This is a genomic window from Kitasatospora sp. NPDC048540 (assembly GCF_040651175.1).
Taxonomy (GTDB): domain Bacteria; phylum Actinomycetota; class Actinomycetes; order Streptomycetales; family Streptomycetaceae; genus Kitasatospora.
Genome location: NZ_JBEZIR010000188.1, coordinates 1 through 12,137, shown reverse-complemented (window position 1 = coordinate 12,137; position 12,137 = coordinate 1). Strand labels below are relative to the sequence as shown.

At 76.6% G+C, this 12,137-nt stretch carries 10 protein-coding genes and 3 pseudogenes; 5 read left to right on the top strand and 8 right to left on the bottom strand.

Going from position 1 to position 12,137, the window contains the following annotated elements:
- From AB0D08_RS38360 to AB0D08_RS38345, 4 genes and pseudogenes are all read left to right on the top strand, one after another.
- A pseudogene (locus tag AB0D08_RS38360) lies at positions 1–81 on the top strand (wyosine base formation domain-containing protein); the annotation flags it as partial.
- Positions 67–1,515, top strand: coding sequence for a DnaB-like helicase N-terminal domain-containing protein (locus AB0D08_RS38355; RefSeq protein WP_359894981.1), 1,449 nt, complete (start codon positions 67–69; stop codon positions 1,513–1,515). The pseudogene AB0D08_RS38360 and the gene AB0D08_RS38355, both read left to right, overlap by 15 nt.
- Positions 1,512–2,309, top strand: coding sequence for a hypothetical protein (locus AB0D08_RS38350; protein ID WP_359894979.1), 798 nt, complete (start codon positions 1,512–1,514; stop codon positions 2,307–2,309). Before AB0D08_RS38355 ends, AB0D08_RS38350 begins: the two co-directional genes overlap by 4 nt.
- A gap of 203 nt (positions 2,310–2,512) precedes the next feature.
- A complete protein-coding gene (locus AB0D08_RS38345; protein ID WP_359894977.1) occupies positions 2,513–2,941 on the top strand; it encodes a DUF4259 domain-containing protein in 429 nt (142 codons plus the stop codon).
- Positions 2,942–3,043: 102 nt separating this feature from the next.
- Here the strand turns inward: AB0D08_RS38345 and AB0D08_RS38340 are convergent, their stop codons facing one another.
- Both AB0D08_RS38340 and AB0D08_RS38335 read right to left on the bottom strand, forming a co-directional pair.
- On the bottom strand, positions 3,044–3,691 hold the full coding sequence (locus tag AB0D08_RS38340) for a hypothetical protein (protein ID WP_359894975.1): 648 nt from the start codon (positions 3,689–3,691) through the stop codon (positions 3,044–3,046).
- Positions 3,692–3,861: 170 nt separating this feature from the next.
- On the bottom strand, positions 3,862–4,062 hold the full coding sequence (locus AB0D08_RS38335) for a hypothetical protein (protein ID WP_359894974.1): 201 nt from the start codon (positions 4,060–4,062) through the stop codon (positions 3,862–3,864).
- 118 nt (positions 4,063–4,180) lie between these two features.
- On the opposite strand from AB0D08_RS38335, the gene AB0D08_RS38330 reads away from it, so the two are divergent.
- Positions 4,181–6,463: a helix-turn-helix domain-containing protein gene (locus tag AB0D08_RS38330; protein WP_359894973.1), complete on the top strand. Its 2,283-nt coding sequence runs from the start codon at positions 4,181–4,183 to the stop codon at positions 6,461–6,463.
- Between the two features lie 97 nt (positions 6,464–6,560).
- Here AB0D08_RS38330 and AB0D08_RS38325 read toward each other — a convergent pair whose 3' ends face one another.
- From AB0D08_RS38325 to AB0D08_RS38300, 6 genes and pseudogenes are all read right to left on the bottom strand, one after another.
- The gene (locus AB0D08_RS38325; RefSeq protein ID WP_359894971.1) at positions 6,561–7,103 is read right to left on the bottom strand and encodes a hypothetical protein; all 543 of its coding nucleotides are present in this window, start codon (positions 7,101–7,103) and stop codon (positions 6,561–6,563) included.
- On the bottom strand, positions 7,103–7,729 hold the full coding sequence (locus AB0D08_RS38320) for a thioredoxin family protein (RefSeq protein WP_359894969.1): 627 nt from the start codon (positions 7,727–7,729) through the stop codon (positions 7,103–7,105). The genes AB0D08_RS38325 and AB0D08_RS38320 overlap by 1 nt, the downstream gene beginning before the upstream one ends.
- Positions 7,730–7,959: 230 nt before the next feature.
- Positions 7,960–8,409, bottom strand: coding sequence for a hypothetical protein (locus AB0D08_RS38315; RefSeq protein ID WP_359894967.1), 450 nt, complete (start codon positions 8,407–8,409; stop codon positions 7,960–7,962).
- Positions 8,410–8,483: 74 nt separating this feature from the next.
- Positions 8,484–8,759: pseudogene (locus tag AB0D08_RS38310) on the bottom strand (WhiB family transcriptional regulator); the annotation flags it as partial.
- Positions 8,756–10,693, bottom strand: a complete 1,938-nt coding sequence (locus tag AB0D08_RS38305; RefSeq protein WP_359894965.1) for a hypothetical protein — start codon at positions 10,691–10,693, stop codon at positions 8,756–8,758. The pseudogene AB0D08_RS38310 and the gene AB0D08_RS38305, both read right to left, overlap by 4 nt.
- A gap of 312 nt (positions 10,694–11,005) precedes the next feature.
- A pseudogene (locus tag AB0D08_RS38300) lies at positions 11,006–12,137 on the bottom strand (hypothetical protein); the annotation flags it as partial.

The following is a 12,137-nucleotide window of genomic DNA, read 5'->3' as shown; positions in this document are numbered from 1 at the left end:
GACCGGATCAGCGGCCCGGCGCTGGACTTCTGCCTGCTGGTCACCCAGCGGCGCCACCCGGACGACCTGGCGCTCGTCGCGGAGTCCTACGCCGAGGCCGCGGTGCTGGGCGCGGTCCTGCAGGACCCGCGCCGGGCGCTGGAGGTACGGGGGTGGTTGCGGGCGGAGGACTTCGCCGACCCGTGGCGTCGCGAGATCTACCGGGCACTGGTGGAAGGTCACCTGTACTCCCACCCCGACGTGCTGTCGCGGCCGCCGCACGAGCGCACCCAGGCGCTCGGGTACCTGGTGCTCCACCAACTGCAGCGCACCGCCGCGGTGCAGGGCTGGCAGGTGTCCGCCGAGGACTGGCGGCACGTCGCCGCCTATGTGGGTGACCTGCCGCGGCCCGGGAGCGTGCCGAACGCCGCCCACGCGGCCGGCTACGCCCGGATCGTGGTTCAGGCGAGCCACACGCGCACCGTCGGCGCCCGCGGCGAGTTCGCCGAACAGGCCGTGCTGGCCGCTGTCCTCGCCCGCCCCGACCAGGCGCAGCAGCTGCGCGGCTGGCTGCGGGCGGAGGACTTCGCCGACCCGTGGATGGGGCACATGTACCAAGCGTTGGTGGAGGAGGGCCTCGCCTCGCACCCGGCCGTCACCTCCCGGCCCCCGGGACCGGAGCGGCAGCAGGTGCTCGGTCGGATGCTGCTCGAACAGCTGCAGTACAAGGCCGCCGAGCGGGGCTGGACCATCTCGCCGGCCATGTGGCTCGAGGCCGCCGGACAGATCCGCTCCGGGATCCGCCCGGTCCCGCACCCGGAGCAGGCCGCCCTGATCGGGCAGCGGGTGCTGCAGTCCAGCATCCAGCGGCAGGTCGACGACAGCAGGTGGCGGGTGGAGTTCAGCCTGATGAGCCTGGGGACGCCGGCGGCGGAGATGGAGGTCAACTCCATGCTCGCCACGCTGCAGGAGCTGGAGGGCCGGTGGGAGCGGGCGATGGGCAGGCCCGGCGCGGTCGGGGCGAGCTTGCCGCCCGCCGCCGGACGCCGGCCGCACCTGGCCGGTACGGAGGATGCCGTGCTCGGGTCGCTGATGCGCGATCCCGGCCAGGTGGAGCAGGTGCGGCGGTGGCTGCGGCCGCAGGACTTCACCGCGCCCGGGCGGGCCGAGCTGTATGCGACGATCACCGCCGCCGCGGAGGCGGGCGGCACGATCGATCCGGTGCTGATCGTGTGGGACGCCCACCGGCGCAGTGCTTCGCCGGGTGCGCTCACCTCGGACGAGGTGTGGGAGATCGCCTCGGCCGGTGTTCCGGGCGTTGCCGTAGGCGGCGGGCGGGAGCTGGTGGAGGCGGGCATCGTGCACCACGTGCGGTCGGCGGCCTCCGCGATCGAGGCGGCGGCCGGCAACCCCGCGGCCGCTCCCGGAATGGTCTTCGCGACCGCCCGCGGCCACCTGCAGCACGCCTCCGCGCAGTCCGCGCGCCTGGCGCAGGCGAACCGGCACACCGCCGCGCCGGCCAGGAGCGCGGTATGAACACGCCCGGTGGCGGCCGGGCGGGCGACGCGGGGACCCCGGACGCGGCCGATGTGCGCGTACGCGGGGGCGGGGCGGCGTGGCCGATGCCGCACGAGCTGGCCGCCCCGTGGCGGGACCTGCCGATGCTGGCCCTGGTCCTCGCGCAGGCCTTCGCCCCCGCCGCGGCGCGCGCCCGGTGGGCGCGGGCCCTGTTCGCCCCGTTCTGGCTGGTCGAGATCGCCCTGCAACGCGCCTGCGGGCAGGTCCTGTCGCAGGGGCCGGCCCTGCTCGTGCTGCGCCCGCCCCGGCCCGGCATCCGCAACGCCGCCCGCACCCTGGCCCTGCTGCCCTTCGCGGTGGCGGCCCTGTACGCGGCGATGACACCACCGGCCCTGGCCGGGGCCGCAATCGGCGCGGCACTCGGCCACCACGCACGCGCCGCCGGCGCCGCAGCCGGGACGGCCGGCGGGCTGGCCGCGGGCTGCGCCCTGCTGCTGTGGCAGCTGGCCTGCCTGGGTCGGGCGGCCCGCGTGGGTGCGCAGCTGCGCGCCGAAGCGGGGCAGATGCCGGGGCGGTGGGTGGAGGTGGCGTCGCTGGCCGGGGGCCGCGACGGGCAGGCCACCCGGGACCTGGTGCGCGGCGTCCTGCAGTGGGCGGACCGTCAGCAGGTCGCGCTGGTCGCGGTGGCGGCCGACGAACGCCTCGGGCGCCTGTACGGGCGGGCCGGGTTCGCGCCCGCCCGCGCCGCCTCGCCGGTACTCGTCCGCACCCCCGGGCCCGCCGGATCGCCGTGGCGCCCGGGCACCGGGTAGGTGCCGGGGGCGCCGCAGGCACGCCGCTGCGGTGGGACGACAGCCTCCGGTTCCACCTGCGTCCCGGCCCGCCTCGATCCCGGTGACGTACCGTCACACCGCGGGGCCGGGCCCGGGATGCCGGTCCCGCCGTTGACGGCCCGGCCGTCGGTGGCCGGTGCGATGATCCCAGGGAAGGCAGACGCAAACGGGAGGAGAGCAACGTGGGTGTGTGGGACATAAATCCCTACGGCAACGACACCGCCGCTGAATTCGCCGCTTCCCTGGACCGGGCCGGCGCGCACGAGCGGGAGAGCATCGTCCGCGAGGCGCTGGAGCGGGCCGCCGGGTGTGCGGAGCACCTGGAGGAGGACGACGGGGAGCGGGCGGTGGCCGCCGCGGCCCTGCTCGTCGCGCAGCTCCCCGGCGGGGAGCCGGTCAACACGGTCCACGGGCCGGCCGGCCCCCTGCCGGTGTTCCCCGCGGGCCTGCGGCCACTGGCCATCGCCGCCCTGGACCGGGTCACGGCCGGGCGCTCCGAGCTCGCCGAGCGATGGTCGGACCAGGCCGACGGGCCGCGCTGGCAGCAGGAGATCAAGTTCCTGCGCGACGTCCTCGGCTCCGTTCCGCCGCAGACGCCCACCGGGACCTGATCGCACGCCGCTCCATAACCCAACATGTGCGAGCTGATATACACCGGCGGCCCGGGGCACAACTGCACACGGCCGCGGCACCGGCGCTGCGGGCCGCCGTCCCTAGGTGGTCTGCGCGCCGGCGCCGTGCTCGGTGAGCTTGTACAGCTCGAAGCCGTCGAGGACCTGCTCGATCGCGGCGCCCGGGTCCCACCCCGTCGCGGTCTGCGCCCGGAAGATGTGGTGCAGGCACTCGAGGGTGAGCTCGGCGCCGCGCACCACGAGCTGCAGCAGCGCCGGGCCGGGCGTGGGGCCGGGGCCGACGACGCGGGCCAGGACCGGGGCGGCGCTGTCCCGCAGCGAGGACCCGCCGGGCAACTGCTCGGCGAGGGCGAGGCGGGTGAGCTCGACGAAGGCGTGCCCGAACGTGGTGGTGTCCGTGGCGAGCAGGCCCGCGTCCAGGCGGTCGAGGACCTCGGTGATCTCCCGGACCTGACCCGGCGCCGGGCCGGCAGTGGCGGCCGGGAGCGGCCCGCCGGGCAGGTGGAGCCGGTCGGCGGCGGTGCGCAGCGCGGTGTAGGCGAGGCGGGCCAGGGCGCCGGTGACGGCGAGCGCGGCGTCGTGTTCCTGCAGGGGCCGGTTGCGGTGCGCGAGGTGGTGCAGGGCGTCGCGGGTGTCGGTGTGCAGCGTGGGGCCGGCCGCCCGGCGCACGAGGTGGAGCGCGTAGAGCTCGCTGTCCTCGTACAGGCGCTGGTACGGGTCACGCGGCACGGCACACACTCGCTCTCTTCGGGGTGGTCGTCGGCCGGGCCCCGGGGCGGGGCCCGCGGGGGGGCTGGTGCGGGTGTCGGCCCGCTGCCGTTCCAAGACGTACCACCCGGGGGTGACAGTTCCCCGTGCGCGGTTCCGGGGCCCGGGAGCCGGCCGTGGTGCGGGCGGGTTCACGGGAGGAACTGGGCGAGTGCGCCGGTGGCGGCCGCGGCGAGGGTGAGGACGGCGGCGAAGGTGGCGGCGGCGCGCATGACGGCCGCGGGGTAGGTGGCGCCGTCGAGGCGCGCCAGGGTGCCCGCCGCGGCGGCGGCCAGGAGCGCGAACAGCACGACCAGAGCGGCGGCGAGGACGACGATGGCGAGACGGGTCACGTGGATCTCCCTGTACGGGGTGGGATGTTGACGTGACCGAGGTTCACGCAAACCGTGTTCGCCGTGGTTCGGTCCGCACGATGATGAACAGCGGCGAACACAGGTGACTGGGGGGCGGATGCCGCACGAGGAAGACGGCCGGCGGCAGGAACCGCTGGCCGAGCTGCGCGACACGATGGCCGACGCTCTGGCCCGCAAGCGGCTGACCAAGACTCAGCTCGCCGGGAAGTCGGGGCTGGGCCGCACCACGGTCCAGGAGGCGTTCCGGGCCGACGGTCCCGCCCCGACGGCGGAGACGGTGGCGGCGATGGCCGACGTGCTCGGCCTGCCGCAGGCGGAGCTTCTGGAGCTGCGGCGCAGGGCCGTCGGCGCGGCCGATCCCGGGCCGAGGCGGGACGACGGGCCGGGACGGGACGACGGGCCGGGCAGGCCGATCGGGGAATGGGACCCTCACGACCTGGAGGTCCACCCCGCCGGCGCCCCCGCTGCAGGGAGTACGGGCGGCCGGTCGGAGCGGGCGCTGCCCGGGTACGTCCGCCGCGCCCACGACCAGGCGCTGGCCTCGGTGGTGGGCGAGGCGAAGGCTGGCCTCAGCGGGATGCTGGTCCTGGTCGGTTCCTCCTCCACGGGCAAGACACGGGCGTGCTGGGAGGCCGTCCGGCCGCTCGCGGCCGACGGATGGCGGCTGTGGCACCCCTACGACCCGACGAGGGCCGAGGCCGCGCTCGCCGATCTCGAACGCGTCGTACCGCGCACCGTGGTGTGGCTCAACGAGGCCCAGCACTACCTCGGCGACCACCGGGCCGGCGAGCGCATCGCCGCCGCCCTCCACGCCATTCTCACCGGCCCCGGCCGAGGTCCGGTCCTCATCCTGGGCACCCTGTGGCCGGAGTACAGCGACCGGTACACGGACCTGCCTGTTGCCGGCTCCGATCGGCACAGCCGGGTCCGCGAACTCCTGGCCGGCCGCACCCTCACCGTTCCCGACACCTTCGGCCAGGACGCGCTCGACGCCGCGGCGGCCCTCGCGCAGAGCGGCGACCGGCTCCTGGCCGACGCCCTCACCCGCGCCCGCGCCCACGGACGCCTCGCCCAGGACCTTGCCGGTGCACCCGAGCTCCTGCGCCGCTACGAACACGGCAGCCCCGCCGTACGGGCGCTGCTCCAGGCCGCGATGGACGCCCGCCGACTCGGCGCCGGACTGCACCTGCCGCACGCCTTCCTCACCGACGCCGCCGCCGACTACCTCAGCGACCACGACTACGACCAGCTCACCGAGGACTGGGCCGAGGCCGCGTTCGGTGACCTCGCCCGCCCCGTCCACGGCAAGCAGGCACCCCTGCGTCGCGCCGCTGCCCGCCCGGTGCGCCGCTCCCCGGGGGGTCTCGTGCCGGCCGCGCACCCGGACCCGTCCGGGCCGGTGTTCCGTCTCGCCGACTACCTCGAACAGCACGGCCGTACCAGCAGGAAACGGCTGTGCCCTCCCGCCTCCTTCTGGCAAGCCGCCCACACCCACCTCACCCACCCCGACGACCACAACAACCTTGCCGAAGCCGCCGACGCCAGGCACCGCCTTCAGTGGTCCCACCACCTCCGGCGCCGGGCCGCCGACGCCGGCCACCCCGGCGCACTGACCGTCCTGGCGGAACTTCGGGAGGAGGCCGGGGACCAGTTGGGTGCTGAAGCCCTCTACCAGCAGGCCGCCGACGCCGGCAGTCCCACAGCGCTCCTCGAAATGGCGTGGATGCGGAAGGAGGCCGGAGACCGGGAAGGTGCGGAAGCCCTCTTCCGGCAGGCCGCCGACGCCGGCAACCGCACAGCCCCCACAGCGCTCCTCGAAATGGCGCAGATGCGGAAGGACGCCGGGGACCAGTTGGGTGCTGAAGTCCTCTACCAGCAGGCCGCCGACGTCAGCCGGGCCCACTCACTGACCTTCCTGGCGGGGAGGCGGGAGGAGGCCGGAAACCGGGAGGGCTCCCAAGCTCTTGGCCGCCGGGTCGCCGGCGCCGGCGACCCTGACGCCCTGGCGAACCTGGCGTGGATGCGGGAGAAGACCGGGGACAGGGAAGGCGCCGAATCCCTCTACCAGCAGGCCGCCGACGCCGGCGACCCTGACGCCATGGACAGGCTGGCACGGATGCGGGAGGAGGCCGGGGACCAGTTGGGCGCCGACGCCCTCGCCCGGCAGGCCGCCGACGCCGGCTCGCATTTCGCCCTGGCCAAGCTGGGACAGATGCGGGAGAAAACCGGAGATCACGACGGGGCCGAAGCTCTCTACCGGCAGGCCGCCGACCGCGGCCAGTTCAACAAACTCTTCGACAAGAGATGGCCGTACGGACTGGATCCCGACGGTTCACCCACTCCCCCTTGGCTTGAGGAGTCCGCTCCCGCTTTGGGGTGAGGCCCCGGCTGGGCGTGTGCACCGGACCGGTCGCCGATTGGGCACGAGGCGGGCACGGGGACGGGGCCAAGGGCTGGGACGTGCCCGTGCGAGCGGCTCAGTGGAGGGTGACGTGGATGACGAGGTCTCTGACGGGGAACAGGCAGGTGCGAGTGCTGCAGGCGGCGTAGGACACGACGACCTGGGCGGCGGCGGGTCCGGTGCGGGTGACGGGCAGTGTGACGGTGACCGGGCCGTCGGGGTAGACGGGCACGGCGGTGTCCAGGCCCGGCAGGTCGAGCAGTTGGACCGGTTGGTCGGCGGCGGGGGCCCCGGTGGCGTGGAGGCCGCCCTGGACGTCGAGCGCGGTGGGTGTGCCGAGGCCGTCGGTGCCGTCGGCGGGCAGGGTGATGCTGTAGAGGTGGAAGCCGGGGCGCTCGGGCCGGTAGGTGGCCGTGACGCTGTCGGGTGACACCACGACGGTGACCTGCACGCCGCTCTGCTCGGCGGAGGCGGTGGTCGTGCCCGCCGGGGCGGGGCGGGTGCCGGGCGGCCCCCAGTGGATGCCCGCGGCCGTCAGCGCGGCGGCGCCGGCCAGCAGCGCGACGACGGCGGGGGCGGGTGCCGGTCGCCCGGCCGGGGTGTTCGCGGTTGCGGGCATCACAGGTGGGGCTTCAGGAAGCCGATGATCTCGGCGGCGCTGTTCGGCCGGTCGTTGTCGAACAGGCCGTCGTTGGTGGTCGCCTCGACCGTTCCCTGCGGGGACAGCAGGACCAGGCCCGGTATGCCGGTCTTCCTCAGGTCCAGCCCGTACGCAGCGGCGATGTCCAGGTTGACCGAGGCCTTGCGGGGGCCGGTGTCGATGCGGACCCGGTGCAGCGGCTTGACCATCGTCTGGACCTTGGGCGACTTGAAGGCCTCGTCGAGTTCGGCGCAGCCGGGGCACCAGGAGGCGCCGAAGTCGATGAGGACGGGTTGGTGGTCCTGTGCGGCCTGGTTCAGGGCGTCGTCGATGTCCTGCCATGCCTGGCGGTCGGCGTCGAAGCCCGGGGGGAGGTGGATGGCGGCCGCGGTGGGGCCGGCCGTCGGCGGCTGGGTCGCGGTTGCCTCGGGCGTCGGGGGCGCGCTGGTGGCTGTTGCCGGGGCGGTGGCGGCGGCGGTGACTGCTCGTTGGGCGGCTGCCGGTGCGCCGGGGCCGGCGGCACTGCTCGAGCAGGCCGCGGTGGCCAGGCAGAGTGCGGCGGCGAGGGCGAGCCGGGTGGGGACGGCGGTGAGGTGCTCGGGCATCAGGCAGGTGCTCCACAGATGATCACGGGGAGTGGGCAATGTAGCGGATGCCCCGGGCCGTGGACGCGTGGATTTTCTTCGCGGGCGGGCCCGGGCGGGGTTCGGCGCCGCGGCGGCGTCCTCGCGCGGGGTCCCGCTCCCCCGGCGGCCCGGGTTGTGCCCCGGCGGCGTGCCGTGGCCGGCGGCCTGACGGCGGGCCGGGGTGGTCGCGGGCCGGGCGGCGGGCCGGTTCAGGGTGCGTGGTGGCCGGGGGCCGGGGTGATGCGCCGGCCGGCGCCGTTGCGGGCGTCGTCGAGGAGGGTGTCCCAGTCGGTGTCGGCCAGCCAGTCGTGGCCGGCCAGGAGCCGGGTCCGGTCGGCGAGGCCGGCCCAGGTGCGGCAGTGCTCGACGCCGAAGGCGTGGGCGTCGGCGGGAAGGAGGCCGGCGCAGGCTGCGTGGTGGTGGGTGACGTGCCATCGGACCGCCGGGGGCTGCGCCAGGATCGCGCCGACCGTCCGGGCGGGGCCGGGGTTCTGCCGCTCCCAGTGGTGCATGGCGCGGTGGTGGTCGGCGAGTTCGCGGGCCGTGACCCAGACCTCGCCGCGGCCGTCGGCGACGGGGTTGTGGCAGGCGTCGCACAGGGCGAGGAGTTCGCCCTCGGCGGGGCCGGCCCCGGCGGGCGGGTGGCCGGGGCCGGTCACGGGGCGCCGACGGCGGGGGCGGCCGGCCGGGTGGGGCGCGGTCCCCCAGTGCCGGCGGGGTCCTTGGGTGTGCGGCGGGCGCGGGCCGCGCGCTGCCGGATGCGGCGCAGTTCGGTTTCGTCGACGCCGCCCCACACGCCGGATTCCTGTCCGGTCTCCAGCGCCCACAGCAGGCACTTGGCGCGCACCGGGCAGCGGGCGCAGACCTCCTTGGCCACCTCCGCCTGGCGCTGGGCGGCCGGTCCGCGGGTGCGCAGGGGGAAGAACAGCTCGGGGTCGTGGCCCTGGCAGATCGCGTCGGGCAGCCAGTCGCGTCGGGGGGCCTGGACGATGGGCCGGGCCGGCGTCATCGCATTCCTCGTCTCGTCGTGGTGGCGGGGCGCGGCAGCCGCGCCGGGCGGGGCCGCGGGTTCCCACCGCCCCGGGCGGTGGCCGGGACGGTGTCGGCGGCCGGGCCTGCAGCGGCGGGGGCGGTGAGGTGTTCGGTGAGGTGCTGGCGGTGGCGGGCCAGGCGTTCGGTGCCGTCGTCGCGCGGGGGCGGGGCGGGCAGGTCCATCACCGCGCGCAGCGCCCTGAGCGCCCCGAGGGTGGCGGGCCTCTCCTTCTGGACGATGTCGTCGAAGCGCTGGAGGGCGGTGTCGTAGCGGGAGCGGGCCTCCTCCAGGCGCGCGGCGGTGGGCCGCAGGTGACGCTCCCCCGCCCGGCCCAGGGTGGACAGGTCTTCGAGTTCGCTGCCCAGGTGGGCCATGGCGTCCTGGGCGCGGGCGAGGGCCTGCAGGTCGGTGCCGTAGCCGAGGCGGTCCGTCAGGCGGTGGTCGGGGCGGGGGAAGTGCTCGGCGACGGCGGTGCGCACCGTGGCGCGCTGCTGCGCCAGGGCATCGTCCAGCAGCGCGCGTCCGGCGTCGAACGTGGCGGTGTGGGCGGCCTGCTCGGCGAAGTGGACCTCCAGCGGGCGCAGCCTCGCGTTCTGGGCGGCGGTGCGGGCCGCCGCGGCGGCGGTGGCTCCGATCTCGTGGAGGTGCGGTTCGTGGGCGGTGGCGGCGTGCTCCGCGTCGGCGAGGGCGAGCAGGCGGCCGAGGACCGCGTGGCGTCCGCTGGTCTCGGCGAGGAGGGTGCGGGCGGGGGCGGTGCTGCCGGCGGGCCGGTCCCAGCGGCCGGTGGCGGTGTCGCGGGCGGTGTCGGCGACGTAGAGGTGGGCCTGGGTGAGGGTGGCGTCGTCGTCCGCGGCGGCGCGCTGCGCGGAGGGCACGCGGCGGCGCCAGTGGAGGGCGGCGTCGGCGTCGGAGGCGGGCTGCGCGGGCAGCGGCAGGACCGGGGGCGGCTGCAGGACACCGGCGGCGGCCGCCCTGACACGCTCGCGCACGGCGGCGTCCAGGTGCAGGTGCTCCAGGGCCCCGTCGAGAGCGGCGTCCAGGTGCCGGCGGTCGGCCGCGGGCGCCTCGGTGCGGGCGTGGTCGGCGACCTGCGGGGCGGCCTGCGGTTCGGTGCGCACCCGGGCGCTGAACTCCCTGATCAGCGCCGGGCGGCGGGCCGGGCCGGCGGTCAGGAGGTCGCGCTGCAGGGCGGCGGCGCCCCGGTGCCAGCGCTCGCGCTGGGCGTCGGTCAGGTCGCCGGGAGGCTGCGCGGCGGGATCGACTTCGGCCAGGCGCTGCTCGTACCAGGCGGCGGCCGCGCGGGCCGCGGGCTGCTCGCCGGCCGACGGGACGGCGTTCAGGATCCGCCAGTTCGCGGTGAGCAGCTGCTTGTCGGAGGCGTCGACGGGGCCCCGGGCCTGCCGGACGGCGCGCAGGGTGCGCATGGCCGTCATCACCATCGGCCACGGGTCCTCGGCACCGGGGTGGCGGGCGAGGAGGTCGGCGACCACGTCCGGGGCGGGCAGGGCGGGGAACGCCGTGCCCCAGGCGGCGCCGGCGCGGATCCAGTCGGGTCCGGCGGGCTCCTGTCCGTACGGCTCGTCCCGGCGGTCCCACAGGCGGTCCTGGAGCCAGTCCGCCTGGGCGGTGCGCAGCGTGTGGCGGCGCACGTCGCCGGGAGCGAGTTCGGTCAGGGCGCGGTGGACGATGTCGCCCGGCCGTACGGGGTGCAGGGTGTGGTTGTGGTCGGGTCCGGTGGCGTGGGCGATGACCTCGAGGTGGCCGGGGCGGTCGGTGTCGAGGAAGAACTGCGCGGCGGTGGCGGGGTCGGTGGTGAGGATCGAGGGGCCGTCGGTGCCGGCGAGGTAGGGGTCGGTGTGGATGCTGGTGAGTGCGTAGTACGTGGGCTCGGAGGGCGGCGGCGCGGTCAACGGGCTGCCTCTCTTCCTTCTCGTTCCGGGTGGGGCCGGGTGGGGAGAGGTCGAGCGTGTGCGGGCGGGTGGGGCGGGGGCAACGGCGGTGCGGGCCGGGTCCCGGTGGGCGGGACGGCCGGGTGCGGGCCCTCCCCCGTGGCGGGATCGGGTGTCGCCGCGCCGCCGGGGTGCGGGGTCGTCCGGGCTGGCCGGTCCGGCGGCCGGGGCGGTGTTCTGGTCGCGGGGATCGGCTGCCGGTGGTGACACTCGACCAGGGGCGGTGGTGTTCGGCGGCCGGGCGGCCGAGGCGGCGCCGGGTGCGGGTGGTGGTCAGCGTCGGCGGCGGCCACCCCTGCGGGGGTGGGCGGGTTTGCCGGAGCGGGGCGGGCGCGCGTGCGGGCTGCCCGGGCCTGTGGTGGCCTGGTGGGCGGCGGCTTCGAGGCGTTGGCGGTCTTCCTCGCGGCGCAGGCGCAGGAGTTGGAGGCGGTCGTCGATGCGGGCGCGGCGGTAGAGGTCGAGGGCGTCGGCGAGGTGCCGGTGCTCGGTGCCGGGGTCGTGTTCGGGGGCCTCGCCGAGCGGGTCGGTGCCGGTGATGTGGTGGCGCAGCCGCCAGTCGGCGACGGCGGCGACCAGGCGCAGGTAGAGGTGCTGCTGGGCGGTGTCGTCCTCGTCGGGGGCGGGGATCTGGTCGATCCAGGCCTCGGGGGCGGCGGTCGAGGTGAGGGTGGCGGCGAGGGCGTCCTGGGCGAGGTGTTCGGCGCGGGGCAGCAGGAGCCGCGGCGCGGGCGGCCTGCGGCCGGCGGGCGCGTCCGCGACCGGCACCGCGGCCGGGCCGGTTATGTTCGGGCCCGCGGCGCGGGTAGCGGGTTGCGGTCCGGCCGCCGGGTGGGGGGTGCGCAGCAGGCGCAGGCGTGTGAGGTGGTCGAGGGCCTGCCGGGTCAGCTGCTCGGCCGCGGCCGGGTGGGGGTGGTGAGCGGTGCGGGTGGCGTGGTGCAGGGCGCGGATGCGTCCCTGGAGGGTGTCCCAGGCGGCGGCGAGCTGTTCGGTTTCGGGGCGGAGGCCGGGGCCCGGGTGGTGGGCGGGGACCTTGTGCAGGGTGCGCCAGGCGTCGGTGAGGGCGGCGGTGCGCTCCCACCGGTCGCGCAGCGCCCGCCCGGCCTCAGGTGGCGGCAGCGGGCCGAGCGGGGCGGCCCAGGCGGGAATGTCGGCGGCGAGGGCGGCGCCGCGGTCGGCGAGGTGACGGTCGATGATGTCGCGGCGCAGGGTGAGGTGGTGGGCCCAGTCGGCGGGGGTGTGCGGGTCGTCGATGGCGGCCGAGGGGGTGAGCCAGTCGGGCAGATCCGTGTCGGTGCTGTCGCCGGCGGGCCGGTCGGGCAGCAGCCGGCGCAGGCGCTGCTCCGCGGTGGCGCGGGCGGCCGATCCGGCGCCGGTAGGTCGGCCGGTCGAGTTCGGCGAAGGGCAT